The organism is Catellatospora coxensis, assembly GCF_016862635.1.
Classification (GTDB): domain Bacteria; phylum Actinomycetota; class Actinomycetes; order Mycobacteriales; family Micromonosporaceae; genus Catellatospora; species Catellatospora coxensis.
Map to the genome: position 1 here is coordinate 38,030 of NZ_BONI01000002.1, position 23,490 is coordinate 61,519.

The 23,490-nt window shown below is 72.4% G+C and carries 18 protein-coding genes; 7 read left to right on the plus strand and 11 right to left on the minus strand.

Annotation, left to right across the window (positions count from 1 at the left end; translation table 11 throughout):
• Nucleotides 1–4 precede the first annotated feature (4 nt).
• Nucleotides 5–1,273, minus strand: a complete 1,269-nt coding sequence (locus Cco03nite_RS01575; protein WP_203688088.1) for a serine hydrolase domain-containing protein — start codon at nucleotides 1,271–1,273, stop codon at nucleotides 5–7.
• 180 nt (nucleotides 1,274–1,453) lie between these two features.
• Here Cco03nite_RS01575 and Cco03nite_RS01580 point away from each other — a divergent pair, with 180 nt between their 5' ends.
• Nucleotides 1,454–2,539: a DNA alkylation repair protein gene (locus tag Cco03nite_RS01580; RefSeq protein WP_203688089.1), complete on the plus strand. Its 1,086-nt coding sequence runs from the start codon at nucleotides 1,454–1,456 to the stop codon at nucleotides 2,537–2,539.
• Between the two features lie 126 nt (nucleotides 2,540–2,665).
• On the opposite strand, the gene Cco03nite_RS01585 is transcribed toward Cco03nite_RS01580, so the two are convergent.
• Together Cco03nite_RS01585 and Cco03nite_RS01590 are read right to left on the minus strand one after the other, a co-directional pair.
• Nucleotides 2,666–3,847, minus strand: a complete 1,182-nt coding sequence (locus tag Cco03nite_RS01585) for a CU044_5270 family protein (RefSeq protein ID WP_203688090.1) — start codon at nucleotides 3,845–3,847, stop codon at nucleotides 2,666–2,668.
• Between the two features lie 8 nt (nucleotides 3,848–3,855).
• Nucleotides 3,856–4,398, minus strand: coding sequence for an RNA polymerase sigma factor (locus tag Cco03nite_RS01590; protein WP_203688091.1), 543 nt, complete (start codon nucleotides 4,396–4,398; stop codon nucleotides 3,856–3,858).
• 146 nt (nucleotides 4,399–4,544) lie between these two features.
• Here Cco03nite_RS01590 and Cco03nite_RS01595 point away from each other — a divergent pair, with 146 nt between their 5' ends.
• The 3 genes from Cco03nite_RS01595 (at nucleotide 4,545) to Cco03nite_RS01605 (ending at nucleotide 7,451) form a co-directional block, all read left to right on the plus strand.
• The gene (locus Cco03nite_RS01595) at nucleotides 4,545–5,240 is read left to right on the plus strand and encodes a TetR/AcrR family transcriptional regulator (RefSeq protein WP_203688092.1); all 696 of its coding nucleotides are present in this window, start codon (nucleotides 4,545–4,547) and stop codon (nucleotides 5,238–5,240) included.
• Between the two features lie 92 nt (nucleotides 5,241–5,332).
• A complete protein-coding gene (locus tag Cco03nite_RS01600) occupies nucleotides 5,333–6,322 on the plus strand; it encodes an NAD(P)-dependent alcohol dehydrogenase (RefSeq protein WP_203688093.1) in 990 nt (329 codons plus the stop codon).
• 61 nt (nucleotides 6,323–6,383) lie between these two features.
• Nucleotides 6,384–7,451: a hypothetical protein gene (locus Cco03nite_RS01605; RefSeq protein ID WP_203688094.1), complete on the plus strand. Its 1,068-nt coding sequence runs from the start codon at nucleotides 6,384–6,386 to the stop codon at nucleotides 7,449–7,451.
• Between the two features lie 101 nt (nucleotides 7,452–7,552).
• Here Cco03nite_RS01605 and Cco03nite_RS01610 read toward each other — a convergent pair whose 3' ends face one another.
• On the minus strand, nucleotides 7,553–8,545 hold the full coding sequence (locus tag Cco03nite_RS01610; RefSeq protein WP_203688095.1) for an ArsR/SmtB family transcription factor: 993 nt from the start codon (nucleotides 8,543–8,545) through the stop codon (nucleotides 7,553–7,555).
• A 181-nt stretch (nucleotides 8,546–8,726) separates the two neighbouring features.
• Between Cco03nite_RS01610 and Cco03nite_RS01615 the strand changes: the two genes are divergently transcribed.
• Nucleotides 8,727–10,133 (plus strand): family 43 glycosylhydrolase, encoded by a 1,407-nt coding sequence (locus tag Cco03nite_RS01615; RefSeq protein WP_203688096.1) that lies wholly within the window; start codon nucleotides 8,727–8,729, stop codon nucleotides 10,131–10,133.
• A 53-nt stretch (nucleotides 10,134–10,186) separates the two neighbouring features.
• On the opposite strand, the gene Cco03nite_RS01620 is transcribed toward Cco03nite_RS01615, so the two are convergent.
• A complete protein-coding gene (locus tag Cco03nite_RS01620; RefSeq protein ID WP_203688097.1) occupies nucleotides 10,187–13,909 on the minus strand; it encodes a S8 family serine peptidase in 3,723 nt (1,240 codons plus the stop codon).
• Nucleotides 13,910–14,122: 213 nt separating this feature from the next.
• Here Cco03nite_RS01620 and Cco03nite_RS01625 point away from each other — a divergent pair, with 213 nt between their 5' ends.
• Complete coding sequence (locus tag Cco03nite_RS01625; protein ID WP_203688098.1) at nucleotides 14,123–15,454, plus strand: sensor histidine kinase; 1,332 nt, start codon at nucleotides 14,123–14,125, stop codon at nucleotides 15,452–15,454.
• Nucleotides 15,442–16,107, plus strand: coding sequence for a response regulator transcription factor (locus Cco03nite_RS01630; RefSeq protein WP_203688099.1), 666 nt, complete (start codon nucleotides 15,442–15,444; stop codon nucleotides 16,105–16,107). The genes Cco03nite_RS01625 and Cco03nite_RS01630 overlap by 13 nt, the downstream gene beginning before the upstream one ends.
• 213 nt (nucleotides 16,108–16,320) lie before the next feature.
• Here the strand turns inward: Cco03nite_RS01630 and Cco03nite_RS01635 are convergent, their stop codons facing one another.
• The 6 genes from Cco03nite_RS01635 to Cco03nite_RS01660 are packed head-to-tail and all read right to left on the minus strand — an operon-like array spanning nucleotide 16,321 to nucleotide 23,227.
• Entirely contained in the window at nucleotides 16,321–16,959 is a 639-nt protein-coding gene (locus tag Cco03nite_RS01635) for a DUF624 domain-containing protein (protein WP_203688100.1), read from the minus strand.
• A 5-nt stretch (nucleotides 16,960–16,964) separates the two neighbouring features.
• Nucleotides 16,965–17,828 carry a carbohydrate ABC transporter permease gene (locus tag Cco03nite_RS01640; RefSeq protein ID WP_203688101.1) on the minus strand — a complete coding sequence of 288 codons (864 nt, stop codon included), beginning with the start codon at nucleotides 17,826–17,828 and terminating at the stop codon, nucleotides 16,965–16,967.
• A complete protein-coding gene (locus Cco03nite_RS01645) occupies nucleotides 17,825–18,766 on the minus strand; it encodes a carbohydrate ABC transporter permease (RefSeq protein WP_203688102.1) in 942 nt (313 codons plus the stop codon). Before Cco03nite_RS01645 ends, Cco03nite_RS01640 begins: the two co-directional genes overlap by 4 nt.
• A gap of 51 nt (nucleotides 18,767–18,817) precedes the next feature.
• Complete coding sequence (locus Cco03nite_RS01650; protein WP_239167034.1) at nucleotides 18,818–20,086, minus strand: ABC transporter substrate-binding protein; 1,269 nt, start codon at nucleotides 20,084–20,086, stop codon at nucleotides 18,818–18,820.
• 28 nt (nucleotides 20,087–20,114) lie between these two features.
• Complete coding sequence (locus Cco03nite_RS01655; protein WP_203688103.1) at nucleotides 20,115–22,220, minus strand: DUF2264 domain-containing protein; 2,106 nt, start codon at nucleotides 22,218–22,220, stop codon at nucleotides 20,115–20,117.
• The gene (locus tag Cco03nite_RS01660) at nucleotides 22,217–23,227 is read right to left on the minus strand and encodes a hydroxyacid dehydrogenase (RefSeq protein ID WP_203688104.1); all 1,011 of its coding nucleotides are present in this window, start codon (nucleotides 23,225–23,227) and stop codon (nucleotides 22,217–22,219) included. The genes Cco03nite_RS01655 and Cco03nite_RS01660 overlap by 4 nt, the downstream gene beginning before the upstream one ends.
• Nucleotides 23,228–23,490 lie beyond the last annotated feature (263 nt).

Sequence of the window (23,490 nt, forward strand, 5' to 3'; positions counted from 1 at the left end):
CGCCTCAGCAGGCCTTCTTGTACGGCGGCGGCATCGGCGGGGCGTGGTCCGGGGCCACGTACGCGCCGATCAGCCGGAACACGGTGTCGCTGGAGTTCGGGTAGACGCCCTTGCAGTCGAACGCGCCGGGCAGGAACGTGGTGGCCACCGAGATGCCGACCTTCTCCTGGGGCAGGAACGCCTCCGTCGCGCTGTACCCGCCGACCAGCGGGTCCTGCAGGATCCAGTCGCCGGAGCGGACCACGCCCAGGCCGTAGTTGTACCCGACGATCTGCTTGAAGCACGAGGGCGCGCAGTTGGCCTGCGCGTGCCCGAAGCCCAGCAGGTTCGGCTCGGTCATCGCCCGGTAGCTCGACTCCGACAGCAGCTTGCCCGTGCCGACCGCGATCGCGGTGGTCGCCATGTCGTCGATGGTCGACGTCTGGTTCGCGCCGACCGGGGTGCCCCAGTCGGAGTTCCAGTACGTCGCCTCCTCGTAGAACGCCGTCTTCGGCGGGACGCCCAGCGCCACACGCCGTTCCGAGCTGTACGAATGCAGCGCCGGCTCGGGCACGGCCCCGGTCTGGCTGCCGACGGTGCTCCGCAGCCCCATCGGCTCCATGACCTTCTCGCGCAGCAGCACGTCGAGCGGCCTGCCGCCGATCTTCGCCAGGATCTCACCGAGGATCATGAAGTTGGTGTGCGCGTAGCTCCAGTTCGTGCCCGGCGGGAACTGGATCGGCCGGGAGAACGCGTACTTGAGCCGCCGCTCGAACGTCCACGACTGGAACGGGTCGGCGTTGAAGGCCGCGTTCCAGCCCGGGTCGGTCTCGAAGTCCGGGTAACCCGTGGTCTGGTTCGTCAGCATCTTCAGGGTGACCTTGCCGGACTCGGGCAGCTCCGGCATCCACCGGTCGATGGTGTCGTCGAGGCCGGCCTTGCCCTCCTCCACGAACAGCAGCAGCAGCGTGCCGAGGTACGCGAAGACGACCGCGCCGTTGCGGAAGCGCATGTCCGTGGTGGCGGGCACCCCGTCGAGGGACTCGCCGAACGCCTGGGACGTCACGACCTGGTCGCCTCTGGTCACCTTGACGATGACGGCCCGCAGCGACTGGTCCGCCATCGCCTTGCGCACGATGTCGGCGATGCCCTGCTCCTGCGGCGTCGGGGCCGACGGCGCCAGCGCCGCCGCCGACGTGTCCACGGGAACCGTGCACCCGCCCAGCAGGAGCAGCACGGCGGCGGCTCCGGCGACTGCGGCACGGCGGAAGTCCCCCGCCCTCGACCTGGTCATCCCCGGATCGTATCGGCACAAATCAACCGAACAGGCCGCAACCGACGAACAGGACCGGTCGCTGGCGGCCCGCTGCCCACATCGCCGTATCCGGGCATGTCAGAGGGGTCATGTCTACTGATCACACCGGCTCGACCAGCGCGCCGGAGCGAACGGGCACGGAGGGGAAGCGCAACCGTCATGGCCGATCTCAAGGACCACATCGACGACGCCAGCATCACGCGGCTGGCCGCGGCCCTCGCCCGGGTGCACCCCGCGTTCCCCGCCGCGGACTTCCGGGCCGCCGCCGGCCGAGGGCTGGAACCGCTCGCGCTCAAGCAGCGCGTGTCGGCCGTGTCCGCGCAGCTCGCCCGGTTCCTGCCCGAGCCGTTCCCGCACGCCGCACGCGTGCTGCGTGAAGCCGTCGCGGCGAGCCCGCTGGACATGTGGAGCGGCTGGCCCGCCACCGACTACGTCGCCGCGCACGGCCTGGCCCACCCCGACGACGCCCTGGCCGCCCTCGCCGCGCTGACCCCGCACGCCACCGCCGAGTTCGCGATCCGCCCCTACCTGGCCGCGCACCCCGAACGCACCCTCGCCCAGCTGCACACCTGGGCCACCGACCCCGACCAGCACCTGCGCCGGCTCGCCTCCGAAGGCTCCCGGCCCCGGCTGCCGTGGGCGTCCCGGGTGACGATGCTGGCCGACCCGCAGGTCACCCTCCCGGTGCTCGACCGGCTGCACGACGACCCCGAGCTGTACGTGCGGCGCTCGGTCGCCAACCACCTCAACGACATCACCAAGGACCACCCCGACGTCGCCCTGGCCACGGCCCGGCGCTGGGCCGCGAGCGGCGGCGACGGCACCGCCTGGGTGATCCGCCACGCGCTGCGCTCGCTGGTCAAGCAGGGTCATCCCGAGGCGCTGGGGCTGCTCGGCTTCGACCACGGCGCGGACGTCACCGTCACCGGCCTGACCGTCACGCCCACCACGCTGCCGATCGGCGGGCAGGTCACCATCGCGTTCACCCTCACCGCCGACACCGGCGTACGGGCCGCCGTCGACTACGTCGTGCACCACGCGGGCGCGCGCGGCCCCCGCGCCCCGAAGGTGTTCAAGCTGACCACGGCCGACATCGAACCCGGCCTCCCCCGCCAGGTCACCCGCCGCCACACCTTCCAGCACGTCAGCGTGCGACAGCTGTACCCGGGCCCGCACCGCATCGACATCCAGGTCAACGGCCGCGTCCTGGCCGGCGCCGAGATCACCCTTGAGGACGGCCACTGACCCGGCGCAGGCGCACCGGCCGGCGAACGGCGGGTGATCGCCGTTTCAGGTCAGGGCCTGCGGTCTGGCCACAGTTCCCGACCCGAAACGGCGATCATCGAGCAGCAGCTGCCCGCCGCGTCGCCGTCAGTTCACCGCGGGCGGGTCCTCGTCGGTGAACTCGGCACGCACCACGAGGTCGCTGCTGCGCAGGGTGCCGGTGGCGGCCGGTCTGCGGCCCGCGCCGAGGTCCCAGATCTCCTCGGCGAGCGCCTTGCCGGTGGTCAGGTCGACGATCAGGCGGGTCTGGTACCACCTGCCCCCGTCGTCCTTGCGGACGAAGCCGACCGCGGTGCCGGTGCGCCCGTGCTGGTCCTGGACGGTGCCGAGCACCGTGGCGCCCTTGACCTCGGCGAGCACCCGGTAGGCCGCCGCCCGTACCCGCGGGGACACGGGCAGGTCGGAGACGAGCTGCTGCGCCGCCACGAAGAGGGCGTGGTCGGTGGCGATCTGCACCTCGCTGCGGCCGAGCATTCCGGACAGCGTGCGCCGTAGCGCCTGTGGTTCGGCGGGCAGGGCGTTCAGCTGGGCGAGGGTGACCTGGCCGCCGGCCAGTTCGTAGGTGGGCAGGGCGTGGGTCTGCTTCTCGGAACCTCGGGGCGCGGGGCGGCCGGGCATGGGCCGCCACGGCCCGGGATCGGGCGTGAGGACGAGCTTGCCTTCGATCACGACCCACCGCGTCGGGGAGCCGTCCGCCTGCCAGGCCGCGACGTCCTCGGCGGTGATCGGGGCGGCTCCGGCGAAGCGTTTGCGGGCCGCGCCGGCGTACGCGGTGCTCATGTTGTCCCAGTAGGCTCTCTCCATCCCGTACCGGATGTGATACGGCCGGGTCGCCGGGCCGACGCGCAGCGGTTGGGCGTTCTCTTTGGCCAGCACCCAGTAGCGGCCGCTGGTCGCGGTGCCCGCCTCGATGCGTTCGGCGGCGACCAGGAAGAACTGCCGGGCCGTCCGCGGTGCCGGAGCCGCGGAGGCCGCTGTCGTGACGTCGACTCCGAGCGATGGTGTGCCCTCGGCCCGGGGCGGTGTCGTGCCGGTGCCGGTGCCGCCGGCCAGGAAGACCGCGACCGCCGCGGTCAGGGCGGCCGCCGGCAGCCCTGCGGCCAGGGCGATCCGCAGCGCGGGCCGCCGTGTCCGGCCGGTCTTGACCCGTGCGGCTCGGTCGGCCGGGGCCGCTGCGACGCCGTCGAGGACCCGCCGTCCCTCGGCGCTGCCCGCCCAGCCGGCCGAGGTGCGCGGGCGGGTGGCGCGTACCAGTTCGTCGATGTTCATGGCGCTCCTCACACTGCCAACGGATTGCGGACTGCCGACGGGTGGTCTTCGGCTCCGGCGACCTGCTGGTATGCCGAGCGGAAGCGGTTGCGGGCGCGGTGCAGCCGGACCAGGTAGGCCGGGCGGGAGATGTCGAGGACCCGGGCGGCCTCGGCGGGGGTCAGGTCGAACCAGTTCGCGGTGATCAGGACTTCGCGGTCGCGCTCGCCGAGCGCGTCCAGAGCCCGGCATACGTGGTCGCGGCGGGCGACGTCGTCGGCGAGTCCGTCCCGTTCAGACTCCTCGACGGCCAGGGTGACCAGGCGCTGTCCCAGGGCGGCCGAGGCGGCCCCGTGCCGGTGGCGGGCCAGCACGATGTTGCGGGCCGCGCCGAACAGCCAGCCGCGTTCCTCGCCGGCGCGGATCCGGTCCAGGGACCGCCAGGCGGCCAGGAACACCTCGCCGACCACGTCCGGGGCGTCCTGGCGGCCGACCCGCCACGTCGCGTACGCGTGGATGTCGTCGGCATGTCTGCGGAACAGTTCCGTCAGCCGTTCTTGCCGTTCTCGCATGGCACCTCCGTGAGTCGCGCTGTCGACGGGTACTTGTCGAGCCGCGCGCCAGGAATTACAGGCCGGCCGCGACGATCATTGTCAGCGCTTCGCGTGGTCGGGCGCTCATCACCTTGGCTGTACGATGAGCTGCGAGTGAAGGGCTGATGTCGTTGGCTACCCGAACCAGGCGCACCGAGTCACGGCCCGCGTTGAGCCGGGACCGCGTGCTGCGGGCGGCGATCGAGATCGCCGACGAGGGCGGTATCGCCGCGGTGACGATGCGCCGGCTGGCCGAGAGCCTCGGGGCCGAGGCGATGTCGCTCTACCACCACGTGGCCAACAAGGAGCAGGTCCTGGACGGCGTCGTCGACGTCATCGCGACCGAGATCAACGAGGCCGTCGGCCGGATCACGCTGCCGACCCGCGGCGCGGCCTGGCAGGGCGCGGCCCGCGAGCGCATCCTGACGGCCCGGCGGCTGCTGCTGCGGCACCGGTGGGCGCCCGCGGTGTTCGAGTCGCGGACCACGACCAGCCCCGCGGTGCTGCTGTACTACGACGGCCTGGTCGGCATCATGCGCGACGGCGGGTTCTCCAACGACCTGGCCCACCGGGCGATGCACGCGCTCGGCAGCCGGGCGCTGGGCTTCAGCCAGGAGCTGTTCAGCCCGGGTGACGGGCCGACCACCGGCGAGCCGGATCCGGTCATGGCGGCCATGGCGGCGCGGCTGCCCCACCTGGTCGGCATGCTGAGCGAGGTCATGCACGTCGATCCTGATGCGACGCTGGGCTGGTGCGACGAGCAGGCGGAGTTCGAGTTCGGACTGGACCTGATCCTCGACGGCCTCGACCGCCGCCGCTGACCCTCCACTTAAGGGATTTCCCTCCTTGACTGCCTTACGGCGTAAGTCTACCTTACAACGTAAGACTTACAACGTAAGGTCAGGAGACCTCGATGAAGGCGTACATGCTCCACTCCTACGGGCCGCCCGAGAATCTGCACCTCACCGACGTCGACGAGCCCACGCCCGGGCCCGGCGAGGTGCTCGTCCGGGTCCGCGCCACCTCGATCAACCCGTACGACTGGCACCACCTGCGCGGCGAGCCCGTCGTCGCCCGGTTCATGGGCGGCGGCTTCGGCAAACGCCGCCCGACCCACCCCATCCTGGGCTGCGACGTGGCCGGCGAGGTCGCCGCGGTCGGCCCCGGGGTCACCCGCTTCCGCCCCGGCGACGAGGTCTACGCGCTCGTCACCCACGGCGGCTTCGCGCAGTACACCTGCATCCCCGAGGACCACCTGGCGCTCAAGCCGCGCAGCCTGTCCTTCGAGCAGGCCGCCACGGTGCCGATGGCCGCGCTGACCGCGCTCGTCGCGATCCGCGACAACGCCAAGGTCCAGCCGGGACAGCGCGTCGTCGTCAACGGGGCCTCCGGCGGCGTCGGGACGTACGCGGTGCAGCTCGCCCGCGCGGCGGGCGCGCAGGTGACCGGGGTGTGCAGCGCGCGCAACGCCGAACTCGTCCGGTCCATCGGCGCCACGCAGGTCATCGACTACACCACCCAGGACTTCACCCGGCTCGTCCGCGACCACGACGCGCTCATCGACATCGCCAGCAGCCCGTCGGTCTGGGCCGCGCGGCGCGTACTGCGCCCGTCCGGCACCTACGTCGTCGTCGGCGGCAACGCGGGACGGTGGGCCAGGCCGGTCGACCACATGATCGCCGCCACCCTGATGGGCAAGCTCGCCTCCCAGCCCGTGGTCATCACCGACACCCCGGCCGCCCCGGCCAGCGCCCGCGACCTGGTCGAACTGACCCCGCTGTTCGACTCCGGCGAAGTGACGCCGGTCGTGGAGCGGCGGTTCCCGTTCGCGCAGCTGCCCGAGGCGATCCGTCACGTCGAGACGGGGCGCGCCCGCGGCAAGGTGGTGGTGGCCGTCGAGTGAGGCCCCGAAGCCGGTCCTGCGGGGACCGCGGGTGTCGGTCAAGATTGCTACGCTCCGCGCCATGTTCTCGGAGGACGTTGACGCCGACCTGCGGCAGATGGCAGACGACCCCTCGTTTCCGCACCGCGACGCCGCCCGGCACGCGGTGCGGTTCCGCGCCGGCGGCGACGTGGCGGACCTGGTCGCGGTGCACGACGATCCGCACCCGTGCGGGATGACGGACATCCTGTTCGCCATGGCCGGCGCGAAGCGGCACTGGCTCAACTGGGTGCCGATGCCCAGCGAGGCGATCACCAACATCGCCAACGAGGTCGGCAGCCGCCGGGCACAGGGCGAGGAGCTCGTCCTCACCGGCCTCGGCCTGTCGGCCGGCGAAGCCGCCAGCGCCGTGACCGCGTGCCGCCGGGTCACCGGCCCGCTCGACATCGCGGTCGCCGGCTTCCCCCACCCCGACATCCGGGTGCCCCTGCGGCCCGGCCGGTACGCGGTCTGGCGCTACGACGGCGACGAGCCGCTGCCCGCCGTCGCGGTGCCGTCGCCCGCCGCGGTCGCGCTGCTGCACGAGGTCGCGGGCGAGCCGTGGCAGTCGCCGCTGTCGGGATACACCAAGGCCGCGCCGCTCGGCGAGCTGCCGCTGGACGACCTGCTCGGGCTGCTCGCGCACCTGCCGGGGCCGCCGGACACGGGGCGCTGGCAGCACCTGGCCAAGTCGACACCGACGTACTGGTACCGGCTCATGCAGCCGTGGGTGTGCCTGGGCATCCTGCACCACGCCGCCGGCGAGCCGTGGCCGACGTCGACCCGCCGCCAGGTGCTGGTCGACCTCGCGTTCGGGGTCGAGGACTGGGTCAGCGACGCCGCCCTGTTCGCGCTCGTCACCGCCGCGTACCGGACGCCGGAGCTGCGCGAGGAGGTGCGGACGCTGGTCCGGGCCCGGCTCGACGCGGCCGTCGCGGCCCGCCGCGCGGTCACCATCGAGGAGTCCCTGGCGAAACTGATGCTGGTCACGCCGGGCTGCCAGTCCGTGGACCGGACCGTGGCGCAGGCGGTGCTGGACCGCGCCGAGCAGGACGACGAGGACGAACCCGTCGCGCCGGCGAAACGCCGCTGGTGGCAGCGCGGCCGCTGATCCTCACCGTTGCGGCGGCGGTCGTTCCCGCAGGCAGCGGCCAATTGAGGTTAGGAAGGGCACCTTCCACAACGCATAGCGATGTGCAGGTGCCCTTCCTTTCATCGGGGGCGGCCGGTGAGCAGGGCGCTGCCCAGCGGGGTCACGATGTGCAGCATGTTCCTGCCGTACGGGCGGGTTCGCAGCAGACCCGCCCGGCGCAGTGTCGTGGCGTGCTCGCTGGCGCTGGACAGCGAGATGCGGACCCGGCGGGCGAGTTCGGTGGTGGTGCAGCCCTGCGGGTGCAGCTGCGCCGCCCGCAGCACCGCGGCGCGGGTGTGGCCCAGCAGCGCGACCAGCTCGCCGTCCGGCGGCGGCGCGCGTTCGGCGTCCCAGTCGGGGTCGTGGTCGATCGGGTACACCAGCACCGGCGGCCGGTCGGCGGCCCGCAGCGTCACGGGCGTGCCCCGGCAGAAGAACGAGGGCAGCAGCACCAGCCCTCGCCCGGCCAGGTGGATGTCGCGGTCGTTCGGGTAGGCGACGTGCAGGGTCGGCGAGTCCCACCGGATCGTCGGATGCAGCGTGCTCAGCAGCCGGTCGACGCCCCCGTCGACCAGGAACCGGGCCCCGCGGGCGCGGGCGCCGGCGACCTGCCCGGAGATCAGCTCCCAGTGGCCGGCGAGCACCGCCTCGAAGTAGGCGCGCATCGCCGACACCAGCGCGGTCACCTCGGCGCGGTCGCCGTCGGCCAGCCGTTCGGCCCGCTCGCGCGGGCAGTGCCGCGGCAGCACCCGGCGCAGGTCGGCGCGCAGGTGGTCGACGGGTGTCGCCCGCACCTCGGCCAGGCCCGCGGCGAGGCCCTCGTCGGCGTCGGGCAGGCCGCGGGTCGGGGTCAGGAAGTCGGGCGAGTAGCCCGTGGGCGGGGCCAGGCTCAGCAGCGCCCGCATCTCGGGGGTCAGACGGGTTATCGCCCGCCGCCGCCACGAGCCGAGGGCCGGCGGCGCGTGCCCGCTGGTCAGCGCGTGCTGGCTGAGCAGGGATTCCCACAGTGGATCGGCGCCTGCGGCCAGCCGCAGCGAGCCCAGGTCTGCGGCGGTGAAGTGGATACGCAGCATGGTCGGGCCTCCGCTGCGCGGACTCTACCGCCAGACCGGCAATACGGGCAATCAGTGATGTCCATGCGGCGATCTGCCGGGCACCCTTCGGCTCTGCCCGAAGCGAGTGGCACCGCTCGATGCGCGGGTCGCATGCTCTGTCGCGACCGCGCTCCACCATCCCGAGACGGGAGTTGATCCGATGCGACGCCTGGTTGTGCTGCTCACGACGCTCGTGCTGCTCATACCCGCCGCGCCCGCGCTGGCGGCGGGCACGTTCACCAACCCGCTCAACGGCAGCGCGGACCCGACGCTGACCTACGTCAACGGCAACTACTACCTGGCCACCACGCTCGGCGACCGGATCGGGATCTGGAAGTCGCCGACGCTGAAAGGGCTCGCCACGGCCGGTGAGCACACGGTGTGGCGCGACAGCGATCCCAGCCGCAACCAGCAGATGTGGGCCCCGGGGCTGTACCGGTTCGGGCAGCGCTGGTACGTCTACTACACGGCCAGCAACGGCATCGACGCCAACCACCGCACGTACGTGATCGAGTCCGACGGCGACGACCCGCTCGGGCCGTACCACTTCAAGGCCCGCATCGCCGACCACGGTGAGTACGCGATCGACGGTGAGCCGTTCGTGCACAACGGGCAGATGTACTTCGCGTGGAGCGGTCCCGGCCGCGGCATGGGCGGCCCGGCGCAGATCTACCTGCAGCGCATGGACACGCCCTGGTCGACGACCGGTTCGCGGATGGCGCTGCCGGCCAGCGGCGGCTGCACCGAGGTGCGCGAGGGCGCGGTCGGGCTGCGCGGCAGCGGGCGGCTGTTCCTCGTGTACTCCACCTGCGACACCGGCAAGCCGGACTACCAGCTGTGGATGAAGTCGATCGCCGACGGGGCGGACCCGATGGTGGCGGGCAACTGGGTGCAGCACGCGGGGCCGGTGTTCTGGCGCAACGACGCCGCGGGCGTGTACGGGCCGGGACACAACGGGTTCTTCAAGTCACCGGACGGGACCGAGGACTGGATCGTCTACCACGGCAAGACCACGTCGGCGTACACGTACGCGGGCCGTACCACGCGTGCGCAGAAGATCAGCTGGAACGGCGACGGCACCCCGAACTTCGGCCGGCCGGTCGCGCTGGGCACGGCGCTGACGCCGCCGTCGGGTGATCCGGACAACCCGTCCACGGCCTGGTCGGCGATCGTCGACAACACCACCGAGGGGCGCTTCACGGCGAGCGCGAACTGGGGCGTGTCGTCGTACTCGGTGCAGCGCTACGGCGCCGACTACCGGTTCGCCGAGCCGGTGTCGGCCAGCGACGCGGCCTGGTACCGGTTCGCGATCCCGGAGACGGGCACGTACCGGGTCGACGCGTGGTGGCCGTCGCTGTCGGGGTACAGCACGAAGGCGCCGTATGTGATCGTCACCGCGAGCGGCAACCAGACGGTCAACGTCGATCAGCGGTTCAACGGCGGATCATGGCGCACGCTGGGGACCTTCACGCTGACCGCGGGCGACGAGAACAAGGTGGCCGTCAGCCGCTGGACCAACGGCACGGGCCTGGTCATCGCCGACGCGATCCGCATCACGCGGGTCTGACCGGCAGCGGATCCGGGAGAGCCGAACCCCCTCGGCTCTCCCAGATCCGGGTCCTAACGCAGGCCGAACGCCCGCACGACGGTCTGGGTGACCGTGTTGCCCGCGGAGTCGGCGGCGCTGACGCGCACCGAGGCGAACTTCGCCCACCCCGGCGCGTGCAGGGTCGTCTGCCAGGAGCCGTCACGCCGGTCGAGCGTCGCGCGCTGCCAGGTGCGGCCGTCGTCGTACGACACCTCCAGCCCGACCTCGCGGACGGTCCCGCCCTGGTGGACGCCCTCGAACTGCTGGGCGGTCACGGCCAGCCGGGCGCGGCGGTCGGCCCGGCCGGCGAGGTCGGTGTCGACCGTGTAGTGCACGCCCATCAGCGGCAGCCGCCGGATCTCGTCCGGGGCGGCCCCGGTGAACGGGAACGTCCACTCGGTGCGGGTGCTCGTCGAGTACGGCGACACCACCGACTGGCTGGTCTCGGTGATCAGCCGCACCGGCCGCGGGCCCGGCGTGAGCGTGCCGTACATGCTGCTGCCCGGGTTCTCGGCGATCAGCTCGTCACCCTGGTACAGGCTGGTCTTCTGCGCGATCTCGCCCTCCCAGACCAGTGCCTGGTGGTGCGGGTCGGAGTCGCCCCAGTTCGGCAGCGCCCAGACCATCAGGTCGTTGCCGAGCATCGTCGGGCGGCCGGACACGAGGCTGTCCTGCAGCATGCTGGGCCGGCCGATCGGCGCGAACCAGCGCACCTGTGTACGGCTGCCCGGCCGGTAGCCGAGCAGGTCCGAGGAGTAGGTCAGCGGCTGTACGGTGGCCTGCTCGAACCACTGGTTGCCGTGGTCGGCCGACACCCAGTCGGTGCGGGTCCCCTGCGCGGGCACCGGCAGGATGCCGCCGCCGAGCGCCGAACCCGGCTGGTCCGGGGACACGTCGTAGCGCAGCCCCGTCCCCACACCGGGCACCGGGTTGCGGAAGGCGACGTCGACGCGGGCCAGGTCACCCGGCCCGGGGCGGTAGGACAGGTCCTTCGGGACCGCGCCGCGATAGCGGTGGACCAGGTCGTACACGTAGGACGGCAGCGGGTGCGACTCGACGCCGTAGCGCCGCCGGCCCGCCGCGAGCTCGGCGATCAGCTGCTCGCCCTGGTCCCGGCCGAGGGACGCGACCGGCAGCGCCGGGTTCGGCTCGGGCAGCTCGTACCAGGCGTCGAGGCGGCCGTCGCCGTCGTTGACGAGCAGCAGCATCTTCGCCCCGGCGGCGGCCGCCGCGTCGGCCTGCGCGACGACGTCCCCGCCGGTCTCGTGCCGCACCACGGCGATCTTCCCGCGGACCCGGGCCCGGTCCAGCTCGGCCGGGGTGCCCCGGCCCGCGAAGGCCAGGTCGAGCTGCTCGCGGCCGTCGGGCAGGCTGCGCGAGGCGGTCTGCATGAGCAGGTCGTCGTAGCGGCGACCGTACCCGCCGATGGTCAGCGGCGGCTCGACCAGGCTCCACCGGAACCCGAGGCTGAACACGCCCTGCTTGACGGGACGGCCGGTCGGGGTGGCCCAGAGGCTGTGGAAGCGGTTGGGGACCAGGTAGTTGTCGAAGAACGGCGCCCGGTCGGGGTAGGTGCGGCCGTAGTCGACGCGGACCTCGGCGCGTGCGGTCGGCTGCTTCGCCGTGGCGGTGACCTGCCGCAGCTGCCGGGCGTCGAGCACGACGGTGCGGTCGCCGGCCAGCACGATCTCCGGTGCGATCAGCACGCCCAGGCCCAGTGAGTGCGGGCCGGACACGCCGGGCAGGTCGGCCTGCATGATGGCGCTGTAGGTGCCCGGCGGCAGGCTCACCGACAGGCGGCCGGTGCCGTCCACGGCGTACAGCCGCGGCGCGGTGTCCCGGGTGACCTCCTTGAGCAGGATCAGCCCGGCCAGGCCGCGCCCGGCGCGGTCCCGGGTCTGGAAGGTCAGGTCGGCTCGCTCGCCCTCCTTGTTCAGCCCGACCAGGGTGCGCAGCCGCTGCCCGCCGGGGCCGGTCGCGTCGACCGCGACGTGGGCGTAGGTGTCGTCCTCGGCGCGGTCGAGGGCGATGTGGACGGTCGCCTTGGCGGTGCCGTGCGCGGGCACGGTGATCTGCTCGGCGTCGAGGCTGAACAGGCCCGCCGGGGCGGTCGGTGCACGGACCGCCAGGTCCAGGTCCACCGGCGCGTCGCCGGTGTTGGTGTAGACGACCTTCCGGTCGACGCGCTGTCCCGGCTGGTACGGCCAGGCCAGGTCGGTGAAGTCGGTGCCGGTCGCGAACACCGTCGCCGTGGTGGCCGCGACGGCGTCGACGCGGCCGATCCCGTCGACGTACGGGTCGATGCGCTCGCTGGTGCGGCTCGTGCTCATCAGCACGTCCTTGAGCCGCTGCCCGGTCCAGTCCGGGTGCGCGGCGGCCAGCAGCGCCGCCACGCCCGCGACGTGCGGCGTCGCCATCGACGTGCCACTCATCGTGGTGTACATGCCCTCGCCCTCGCTCGACTGCTGCGAGCGGGCCGCGTACACGTCCACGCCCGGGGCGGTGATGTCGGGCTTGAGTCCGTTGTCGCCGCGGCGCGGGCCGCGGCTGGAGAAGAACGCGACCCGGTCGAGGCCGTCGACCGCGCCGACGGTGAGCGCGGCGTCGGCCGCGCCGGGCGCGCCGACGCTCTGCATGTCCGGGCCGGAGTTGCCGGCCGCGATGGCGAACAGCGCGCCGGTCTGCGCGCTGAGCTCGTTCACGGCGCTGCTCAGCGGGTCGGTGCCGTCGGTGGGCGCGCCGCCCAGGCTCATGCTGACGACCTTCGCGCCCTGCTGGCGGGCGGCCCACTCCATCCCGGCGATGATCCAGGAGTCCTGGCCCTCGCCGAGGTCGTTGAGGACCTTGCCGACGTGCAGGCGTACGCCGGGGGCGACGCCGCGCTCGCGGCCGTCCGAGGCGGCTCCGGTGCCCGCGATCGTCGACGCGACGTGGGTGCCGTGGCCGTGCTTGTCGGTCACCTCCTGTCCCGGTACGAAGCTGGCCGTCTGCGCGATCTGCCCGGCCAGGTCCGGGTGGGTGAGGTCCACACCGGTGTCGAGCACCGCGACGGCGACGCCCGAGCCGGTGTTGCCGGTCGCCCAGACCTGCGGCGCGCCGATCTGCGCGGTCGTGTCGGCGAGCGCGGCGCGGACCTTGCCGTCCAGCCACACCTTGGTGACCCCGCCGGCGAGTGCGGGCCGGTCGTCGGCGCGCTTGGCGGCCGGGGCGGTCAGTGCCGCCCAGAACCGGTCGGCGTCGCCGCGCTGCTGCTCGACGGCCGCGCCGTGCACGCTGTCCAGGCCGCGTACCTGCACCGAGCCGGGCAGGGGCGCACGGCGGGCGGCGGTGACGTCGGTGTACTGCACGATCAGCGGCAGCCGCGGGCGGCGCGCGTCGTCGTAGCCGTCGGCGATCAGGTCGGTGACATTGAACAGGCGCTCGTCGAGCAGCCCCGCGGCGACGTACGGCGCGGCCGCGTCGGGGTACACGTAGGTGTCGGCGCCGTAGGTCAGCACGTGCGCGCCGACCGGGCCGCCGTGCGCGCTGCGGACGCTGGTGGTGGTGCGGCCGCCGGGCAGCGCGGTGACGGTGACCCGGTCGCCGGTGATCAGCGTGACGGTGCGCGGACCGCCGGGTGCGGCCGGGAGTTTCCCGGTGGGTACGGCGGCGACGGCGCTGCCTGGGGAGGTGACCGAGATCGTGCCCAGAGCCAGCGTGATCGCCAGCAGGGCATGCGCGGGGGCGCGGCGTCTCGGTGAGGGAAGTACTGCCACGAGGCGGACTCCGTTCGTGCGGGGGTGAACGTTCGAAGATCGTCGCAACGGCGCAGGCCGGGCGGGATACGTCGCCCGTGGCGCAGATGTGACTCGCCCGTTCACGCCACCGGTGCCGGGCGGCGTTCCGGCGCGTCGGGTATGCCTGGCACTACCTCGGATCGGCCCGCTGGGCGGCTGGGCCGGGCCGCTCGCGCTGGCTAGCGTGTCCACATGCCCTCTGACCTGCCACGTAACCTCTTCGCTGCGCTCACCTTCCGCCGCTACCTGTTCTCGGAGTGGCCGTGGCGCGGCCTGGTGTACGTCCTGACCGCGCTGCCCGTCATCGGCGTCGCCACGCTGCTGCTGTCGCCGATCACGCTGCCCTGGGCCGGCACGCTGGTGCAGTTCGCCAAGGGCGGGTTGCACACCGTGCCGCTGGTGGCGGTGTCGGGGCTCGGCATAGCCGGGCTCGGCATGTTCGGCACGCTGCTGGCGGCCCCGTTCGCCGCGCTGGAGCGCCGCCGCCTCGGCCTCGTCGATCCGCGCCCGGTCGAGCCCGCGCCCCGGTCCGGCGGGGCCGCGTCGTGGTTCGGCTCCCGCTACGCCGAGCCCGCCGCCTGGCGTGAGCTGCTGTTCCTGATACTGCTGGCGACGGTCGCCCCGCTCGTCTACGCCACCCTGGCCTTCGCCGCGTTCGTCATCGGCACCCTGATCCTCAGCCCGCTGCTGGTGCCCCGCAACGCCATGGGTGGGTACGACGTGCGCAGTGCGATCACGCTGGGCCCGTGGGAGGCGTCCAGCCCGGCGCAGGCGATCCCGATCGCGCTGCTCGGCCTGGCCTTGCTCCCGGTGCTGGCGTACCTGACCGGGCTGGTCGCGGCCGGCCACGCGGCCACGGCCAGGGCGCTGCTCGGCGGCGGCGGGCAGGCCGAGCTGCGGGAGGTGGCCCGGTCGCGGACCCGGCTGGTCGACGCGTTCGACGCCGAACGCCGCCGCATCGAGCGCGACCTGCACGACGTCGCCCAGCACCGGCTCACCAGCCTCACCCTGCAACTCGGCGTCGCCCGGCTGGACCTGTCCGACGACACCCCCGCCGCGCAGGCGCTGGACCGGGCGCACGCCGAGGCCAAGGACCTGATGGTGCTGATGCGCGACCTCGTGCACGGCATCAGCCCCCAAACACTCGCCGACCTCGGCCTGCCCGCCGCGCTGCGCGACCTGGCCGACCGCAGCCCGCTCGACGTCACGGTCACCGTCGAACCCGAGGTGGCCGACCGTTACCCGGCACGGGTGGAGAACACCGCGTACTTCGCCGCCTCCGAGGCCCTGGGCAACGTGGCCAAGCACGCTCGCGCCACCACGGCGGCGATCCGGCTGGCCCGGCACGGCGACGCCCTGGTCCTGGAGGTGCGCGACGAGGGCGCGGGCGGCGCGGACCCGGCTCGTGGCACCGGCTTGACGGGTCTGGCCGACCGGGTCGCGGCCGTCGGCGGGCGGCTGCTGCTGTCCAGCCCGGCCGGAGGCCCTACGCTCGTACGCGTGGAGCTGCCGTGCCTGCCGTGACCAGGGTCGTGCTGGCCGAGGACGGGGTGCTGCTGCGGGAGGGCCTGGCCGGGGTGCTGGAGCGCTTCGGGTTCACGGTGGTGGCCGCGGTCGGCGACGCCGACGCGCTGCTGGCCGCCGTGGCCGCCGAGGACCCCGATCTCGTGATCACCGACATCCGCATGCCGCCCGGCTTCACCGACGAGGGGCTGCGCGCCGCACTGGCGCTGCGGGCCGCGGACCCGGGCCGCGCGGTCGTGGTGCTCAGCCAGTACGTGCAGGCCGAGTACGCGTCCCGGCTGCTCGACAGCGGCGACGGGCAGCGGGTCGGCTACCTGCTCAAGGACCGTGTCGTCGACATCGCCGACTTCATCGGCGCGCTGCGCGCGGTGCTCGGCGGCGGCACCGTCATCGACCCCGACGTGGTGCGGCGGCTGCTGGCCCACCGCCGCGACCCGGTCGCCGAGCTGTCCGCCCGCGAACGCGAGGTGCTGGCACTGGTCGCCGAGGGTCACTCCAACGCCGCGATCGCCCGTCGCCTGACGGTAACCGAGGCCGCCGTCGGCAAACACGTCGGCAACATCCTCGCCAAGCTCGGCCTCCCACCCGACGACGACACGAACCGCCGCGTCCTGGCCGTCCTCGCCCACCTGCGCTCAAGCCCGGAAACCTGACCCGCCCCCCTCGCCCCCCCGCGCCGAACCAACCCTCAAGATCGCGACGATCTTGCGCGCCCTGTGGGCACGACACACTCCTAACGGGCAAAACGGCAACAGTTCGCGCAAGATCGTCGCGATCTTCGGTGGAGGCGGGTGCCGGCGACAGGCGGGGTGTTGGTAAGGGCACCTTCTACAACGCATAGCGATGTGAAGGTGCCCTTCCTTGCACTAGTGGAGGGTGGCGGTGAGGTGGCGGGTGTTGGCCCAGACGGCGTAGAGGGCGGGGGCGGGGAGGAGGAACAGGCCGATCGCGGGTTTGGCGACGATCGCGGCGGCCAGGATGCCGAGGATGGCGAGGTTGGCCAGGCTGAGGTACCAGTAGCGGATCGACAGGTAGGCGCAGGCCAGCGTTGTTTTCCAGGTCGGTTTGGCTTCGGCGGCCAGTAGTGCGGTGGTGGTGGCGGCGACCAGGGCGATGAGCAGGGCGAGCAGTGGGGTCACCGCGCCGAAGGGGCTGCCGAGGGCGAGTTGGAAGTCGGCGGCGAGCACGATCACGGCGGCGGCCGCGGCGGCGGCGACGGCCAGGGAGCGGCTGAACGCCGTGCGGTAGGTCGTCCAGAAGGTGCGGGCGACGTGGTGTTCGCCGTCGGACAGGGCCCGGAAGGCGGCGAACGCGGCGGCGGCGGCCGGGCCGCAGAGGGCGGACAGTGCGGTGTAGAACGGCCAGGACTGTAGCGGGCTGCTGCCGCTCAGCGCCAGGGTCGCGAGCAGGGGCAGGCACGCGGCGACGAGGCAGAGGTTGATTTTGAGGGCGGCGTACACCGTGTTGAAGACGGTGTCGTAGGGCAGGCGGGCGAGCAGGCGCATGGCGGTCAGCCCTTCATGCCGGAGGAGGCGATGCCCTGGATGAAGTGGCGCTGGCCGAGCAGGAATATGATCATGATGGGTAGGACGGAGAGCACTGAACCCGTCATCATCATCGCGTAGTCGGCGTCGTACTGGCCGACGAACGAGCGCAGGCCGAGCTGGATCGTCCACAGGTCGTTGCTGGTCAGGTAGATGAACGGGCCCATGTAGTCGTTCCATGTGTTGACGAAGGTGAGCAGGGCCAGGCTGGCCAGCGCCGGCTTGGACAGCGGCAGCATGATCCGGGCCCAGATGCCGTACTCGGACAGGCCGTCGACGCGGGCCGCCTCGCACAGCTCGTCCGGGATGGTGAGGTAGTACTGGCGCATCAGGAAGACGCCGAACGCGCCGAACGCCTGGATCAGGATCAGCGACAGGAACGTGTCGGTCAGCTCGGCCTTCTGCATCATGATGTACTGCGGGATCATGTACGCCTGCCACGGCACGGCGATGGTCGCGATGTACAGCATGAACAGCGTGTCCCGGCCGCGGAAGCGCACTTTGGCGAACCCGTACGCGGCGAAGCTACCGGTCAGCACCTGCAGGAACGTGATGACCAGGCTGAGGAACACGGTGTTGCCGAGGTAGGTGTCCAGCGGCACCCGGGTCCAGATCTCGGTGAAGTTGCCCCACTGGAAGTCCTGCGGGATCCACTGGATCGGGATGGTGAACACGTCGTTGTTGCGTTTGAGCGAGGCGCTGACCATCCACAGGAACGGGACCAGGATCGCCAGCGCGGCCAGGGCCAGCACCGCGTAGAGGACGGCCCGGCGGGCGAGGGCCAGCGGGCCGCGTGCGCGCGGGGCCGCGGCCGTGTCGGCGGTGGTCATCGGCGCTCCCGGCGGTTGTTGATCCAGAACTGGACGAGGGTGAAGACCAGCACGAGCAGGAACAGCACGAATGAGATGGCCGAGGCGTAGCCGAACTCGCCCTCGACGATGCCGCGGCGGTAGATCTGCTGCGACAGCACCAGGGTGGCCCGGCCGGGGCCGCCGTCGGTCATGACGACGATGAGGTCGAAGACCTTGAAGCTCTGCACGGTCAGCAGGACGAGCACGAGGAAGGTGACCGGCCGCAGGCCGGGCAGGGTGACGGCGCGGAAGCGCTGCCAGGTGCTCGCGCCGTCGACCTTGGCGGCCTCGTACTGCTCGACGGGGATCGCCTGCAGGCCGGCCAGGAACAGCACCATGTAGTAGCCCATGTCGCGCCAGACACTGGTGAGGATGACCGCGGGCATGGCCCAGGTGGTGCTGGTGGTCCAGCCGGGCGGGCTGTCCACGCCGAGGAACTGCAGGAACTGGTTGACCGGCCCGAACTCCGGGTTGAACAGCATGTTCCAGACGATGGCGACGGCGACCATCGAGGTGATGTAGGGGAAGAACGCCGCGGCGCGGAAGAACCCGACCCCGGCGATCTTCCGGTTGAGCAGCAGGGCCAGGCCGAGCGCGGCGAGCATGGTCAGCGGCACGTGGCCCAGGGCGTAGTAGGCCGTGTTGCGCAGTGCGATCTTGGTGGATTCGTCGTTGAGCAGCCGTTCGAAGTTGTCCAGGCCGACCCACTCGGGCGGGTTGTAGGAGTCCCACTCCATGAACGACAGCGCGAACGCCGCGAGCACCGGCACGAGGGTGAGCACGGCGAAGCCGAGGAAGTTCGGCAGGATGAAGCTCCAGCCGATGAGCGTGTTGCGCCGGGCGCGCCGCCTGTCGCGGGCCCGCGGCGGGGGCGCGGCGCTCGCGGTCGCCGGCGTCGCGGTGAGCAGGTCTGCCATCTCGTCCTCCCGGGCGGGGACGGCCCGGGCGGCCGTCCCCGCGTTGCTACGTCAGTTGACCTCGTTCTTGACGCGGGTCTCCATCTCCTTGATCGCGTCGTCGATCGACTTCTGCTTGGTCATGATCAGCTGGTGTTCCTCGTTGAGGATCGTGTCGACCTTGGCGGTCTTGTCGCTGACCGGCATCTCCGGGTTGATCTTGTCGGGGGTGAAAGCCTTCTTCGACAGGTCGTCGGTCGGCATGCCGGGCAGCGCGAAGTACTGCTGGCGGATCTCGTCGCTGGAGTATGCCGGGACCACGCCGATCCCGGCGATCGCCTTGGCGCCCGCGGCCGAGGCCGCGAACTGGACGAACTTCTCCGCCGCCGCGGCGTGCTTGGCCTTCTTGTTCACCGCGAACGCCGTCGGCGCGCCGAACGTGGTGATCCCGCTCGCGCCGGTGCGCTGCGGCAGGGGCGCGATGGCCCAGTCCGCGTCGGTGCTGCCCTTCTTCTTCTCCGACAGGATCTTCGCGATGTACCAGGTGCCCATCGGCAGCATCGCGGTCTTGCCGGACTCGAACATCGAGGCGTACCCGGTCTTCTGGGTGACCGCGGTGCCGAAGTCGAGCGTGGCCCCGGCCTCCTGCAGCGCCAGCGCGGTCCTGTACTGGTCGGCGAGGAACTTGTAGTCGCCGCTGAGCTGGTCGCCGCCGGTCTGCGCGGCGGAGATGGCCTGCACGATCGAGCGCCAGGTGTGCTGGTAGGCGCCGTAGACCTTCTTCTCGCCGGTGCCCGAGGTCAGCTTCTTGGCCAGCTCGACGTACTGGTCCCAGGTCAGGTTCGTCGGGTACGGCTGCCCGGCGGCGTCGAACATCTTCTTGTTGTAGTACAGGACCCAGAAGTCCTGCCGGTACGGCAGCGCGTAGTACTTGTCGCCGTCCTGCTTGTACTGGTCCAGCCCGGCGAGCTTGCCGGCGTCGGCCGACGTGGCCAGCGAGCTGACGTCCTTGAGCTGGCCGCGCCCGGCGAAGCGCACGTAGTCGGCCAGGGTCTTCATGGTGATGACGTCGGTGGTGTCGCCGCCGGCGAGCATCGTGGTGACCTTGGTCGGGTAGTCGGCGGCGAGGATGTCGACCGGCTTGATCGTGATGTCGGGGTTCGCCTGGTGGAAAGCGTCGAACAGGGTCTGGAACTCGGGTGTGGAGGCGAGGCTCCACACCGCGACGGTGAGCTCTACGGGGCCGCTCTCGGCTTCGTCGCCGCCGGAGCCGCACGCGGCCAGCGGCAGCGCGACTGCCATCGCGAGGCCGACCGCTGCCAGCATCTTCCTTCTTTTCACGAACGTTCCTTCCTTCAAGGACGGCCGCTCACGCGGCGGAGGATCTGTTCTGTGCGTGGTGGTGCGGGCCGGTCAGCGGCAACGCCGCCGTCGTGGTGGCCTGGTCGGGCCAGGTGACCCGGACGACCGGCGCGTCCTCGGGCCCCGAGATCTGTGCCAGCGGCCACCGGCCGCCGCCGTTGAGCGCGAACGCCGCGACGTGCCAGGCCGCCCGCCCCGGTCTGGTCTGCAGCCAGGGAATGGCGGTGTGCTCGGCGATGGGGGTGGCGTCGTGCACGGTGTGCACGCCCGCGACGTCGAGGCCGTGCAGGCCGACCGCGGTCGAGGTGAGCGTCGTGCCGACCGCTTCGGCGACGGGCCGGGCCGATCCGTCGACGAGGGGCCCGGCCGGTCCGCCGGAAACGGGTCGGGGCGCGGCTGTCCCGTCGGATGCGGGTCCCTCCGCCAGGTCCGTCGACACGGCGAGTGCGCCTGCGGCCGGGCGCGGCCGGGCGACGACAGGGATCGACCGGTCATCGGCGGCTGCCGCCGGAACCGGCCAGCCGCCGACCCGCAGCGCCGTGACCTGCTCCCAACCTGGTGCACCGGCCGGGTCGACGTGGATCAGCCGCACCTCCCACGCGCCGCGCACCACGGACACGGTCGTGACGGTCGCCGCGTCGAGGGCGTCGCCCGGATAGCCGGAGCCGTGGTCCGGGGCGTCGCGGTCCGGCTTGACCCAGTGGCAGCGGGCGCGTGAGGCCAGCACGGCGGCGTCGCCTTCCGCCCGTACGTCCAAGGTGGTGAAGCCGCTGCGGTGGGTCGCCTCGCCGTGCGTGTCCAGCAGCACCACGGACTGGTCCAGCGGGGAGTCCCAGCCGTCGTCGTCCATCGCGGGCGCGGTCGCGGTCGAGTAGCCGAGCCGGGCGTACAGCGGCGAGTCGGTGCTGCGGTCGCCGCGGCGGGCGTGGTCGGTGCCGTGGTTGTAGACGCGTACCACCCCGTCGGCCGCCGTGGCCGACAGCGCCCAGCCGGGGGCGGTGATGACGGCGAGCTGGTCGGCCTGCTCGACGGGCAGCGGCTGCTCGACGGCCGTCCACACCGGATGCTCGGCGGGCAGGGCGAGGCCGAGCAGGCCCTTGGACGCCCAGTACGGCGAGCCGGGGCCGGAGTAGCGCTGGGCGATGCGCCGCCACGGATGGAACCAGCCGAGGGTGAGCAGCCCGTCCTCGTCGGGTGCGCCGCGGTCGGCGAAGTGCTTGACGATCCCGGACGCGGCCCGGCGCAGCAGTCCGGGCGCGAGCGCGTCGCTGCCCGCGACGGCCCCGGCCCAGAACGGGGCGGCGGCCGCGAAGCGGTAGGCCAGGCTGCGGCCCTGGATCAGCGGCGAGCCGTCCGCGCCGACCAGGCGCACCGCGTCGAGCAGGTAGCGGTCCAGGCGCCGGGTGTACTCGGGCAGCAGCGGCGCGGCCCGCTCCTGCGCGCCGGCCATCCGGCTCCACATGATCGGGTACAGGTGCAGCGCCCAGCCCGCGTAGTGGTCGTAGCTGCGTTCGGGTCCGTCGCAGTACCAGCCGCCGTCGCGGGCGAACGACTCGTGCCGGGCCAGGTCGGCTTCGATGTCGTCGGGTGACCAGGGTCCGCCGACGGAGGCGAGGAACTGCTCGACGACGATGCGGAACCAGACCCAGTTCGTCTGCGGGTAGGTGTGGTCGCCGACGACCTGGGCGAGGTAGTCCACGACGCGTGCCTGCACGCCGGCGTCGAGGTTGTCCCACAGCCACGGCCGGGTCAGGTCGAGGATCAGCGCGATCGACGCCGCCTCCACCTTGGCCTGGCCGTGCTCGCGGGGCGTCACCCAGCGTTCGGGCGAGTGCGGGTCGGTGCCCGCGGCGATGCCCTGCGCGTAGCGTTCCAGCAGGTTGCCCGGGTCGCGGCCGTGCTCGCCGGCGATCCGGAACCCGGCGAGCAGGAACGTGCGGGCGAAGCCTTCCAGCCCGTCGACGGCGGTGCCGTAGCCGCCGGGCGCGCCGGGCGGGGTGATCCGCGCCCCGGTCGGCGAGGCGTGCCGCCAGGCGGAGTCGAGCAGGTGGTCGGCCAGCCCGGCCCATTCGGCGCGGGTCCAACCCGTGTACGGCGAGATCTGCTCGCTCATGCGATGACCTCCATCGCTTCGCTGGTGACGGCGTCGATCGGGGGGCGGCCGTGGACGAGGTGTTCGAGTTCGTCGAGGGCCTGGGCGCTCAGGCGGCGGGTCTCCGAGCCGAGCGACCCGGCGATGTGCGGGGTGATCATGACGTTGGGCAGCTGGGCCAGCAGGGATCCGGCGGGCAGCGGCTCGGGGTCGGTGACGTCGAGGATGGCGTTGAGCCGGCCGGTGGCGCATTCACGCTCCAGCGCGGCGGTGTCGAGCACGGCGCCGCGGGCGGTGTTGATGACGGTCGCGCCGTCGGGCAGCAGGGCCAGCTCCCGGGCCCCGATGGCGTGCCGGGTCTGCGGCAGCTCGGGCAGGTGCAGGGAGACGATGTCGGACGTGGCCAGCAGCTCGTCGAGTTCGACGAGGCGGCCGCCGGCGGCGGCGACGGCGGCCGGGTCGGCGTACGGGTCGGTGACGAGCACGTGGGCGGTGTCGAGGGTCCGCAGCCGTTCCAGGACGCGGCGGCCGATGCGGGAGAAGCCGACGATGCCGATGGTGCGGCCGTAGTTGGACAGGTCCTCGCGGTGGTGCACGGCGTCCCAGTCGGCCGGGCGCAGCCGGGACTCGGCGGCCAGCACGTGGGCCTTCTTGCCCGCGAACACGATCGCGGCGAGGGTGTACTCGGCGACCGGGGTGGCGTTGGCCTCGGCGGCGCTGGTGACCAGGATGCCGCGCCGCCAGATCTCGTCGGAGACGAGGTTGCGCACGCTGCCGGCGCAGTGCAGCACGGCCCGCAGCCGGGGTGCGGCGGCCAGCCGCTCGGCGGTGAGCCGGGGAGCGCCCCACGAGGTCAGCAGCACCTCGGTCTCGGCCAGCCGGGCGCGGACGTGCGGGGCGTCGAGGTCGTCGGTCCAGATCGGATCGCCGAGGTCGGCGAGGGTCCGCAGCCGTTGCAGCTCCCGGGGCCCGAATTGGAGCCGGAACGGTTCGGGCCCCATCACGAGCAGTGCCTGCGGACGGTACATGCGGTGGCCTCTCCCCAGGTTCCCAAGCCTTGCTGATATGTTTGTTTATGTTCGTTCGAACAGTGCGATGAGTAGACCAGCCCGGAAACTGCACGACAAGGGCCCGTTACAAAGCCGTAACCCGGAACGCGTAGACCTGCGCTTTTCTTTGTGAACGAATATGTTCGTTTCGAGGGCGACGGAAGGGGATGATGGTGCGAGCAGACCGCTGTCGATACCCGTCCGGGCCGGTCAGGTCCGTCCGGACGGCGGCATGCCGCGTG

Bases quoted from the DNA above. Each gene is read 5' to 3' on its own strand.
- Cco03nite_RS01575 (WP_203688088.1), bottom strand. From the start codon at position 1,273: ATGACCAGGTCGAGGGCGGGGGACTTCCGCCGTGCCGCAGTCGCCGGA.
- Cco03nite_RS01580 (WP_203688089.1), top strand. From the start codon at position 1,454: ATGGCCGATCTCAAGGACCACATCGACGACGCCAGCATCACGCGGCTG.
- Cco03nite_RS01585 (WP_203688090.1), bottom strand. From the start codon at position 3,847: ATGAACATCGACGAACTGGTACGCGCCACCCGCCCGCGCACCTCGGCC.
- Cco03nite_RS01590 (WP_203688091.1), bottom strand. From the start codon at position 4,398: ATGCGAGAACGGCAAGAACGGCTGACGGAACTGTTCCGCAGACATGCC.
- Cco03nite_RS01595 (WP_203688092.1), top strand. From the start codon at position 4,545: ATGTCGTTGGCTACCCGAACCAGGCGCACCGAGTCACGGCCCGCGTTG.
- Cco03nite_RS01600 (WP_203688093.1), top strand. From the start codon at position 5,333: ATGAAGGCGTACATGCTCCACTCCTACGGGCCGCCCGAGAATCTGCAC.
- Cco03nite_RS01605 (WP_203688094.1), top strand. From the start codon at position 6,384: ATGTTCTCGGAGGACGTTGACGCCGACCTGCGGCAGATGGCAGACGAC.
- Cco03nite_RS01610 (WP_203688095.1), bottom strand. From the start codon at position 8,545: ATGCTGCGTATCCACTTCACCGCCGCAGACCTGGGCTCGCTGCGGCTG.
- Cco03nite_RS01615 (WP_203688096.1), top strand. From the start codon at position 8,727: ATGCGACGCCTGGTTGTGCTGCTCACGACGCTCGTGCTGCTCATACCC.
- Cco03nite_RS01625 (WP_203688098.1), top strand. From the start codon at position 14,123: ATGCCCTCTGACCTGCCACGTAACCTCTTCGCTGCGCTCACCTTCCGC.
- Cco03nite_RS01635 (WP_203688100.1), bottom strand. From the start codon at position 16,959: ATGCGCCTGCTCGCCCGCCTGCCCTACGACACCGTCTTCAACACGGTG.
- Cco03nite_RS01640 (WP_203688101.1), bottom strand. From the start codon at position 17,828: ATGACCACCGCCGACACGGCCGCGGCCCCGCGCGCACGCGGCCCGCTG.
- Cco03nite_RS01645 (WP_203688102.1), bottom strand. From the start codon at position 18,766: ATGGCAGACCTGCTCACCGCGACGCCGGCGACCGCGAGCGCCGCGCCC.
- Cco03nite_RS01655 (WP_203688103.1), bottom strand. From the start codon at position 22,220: ATGAGCGAGCAGATCTCGCCGTACACGGGTTGGACCCGCGCCGAATGG.
- Cco03nite_RS01660 (WP_203688104.1), bottom strand. From the start codon at position 23,227: ATGTACCGTCCGCAGGCACTGCTCGTGATGGGGCCCGAACCGTTCCGG.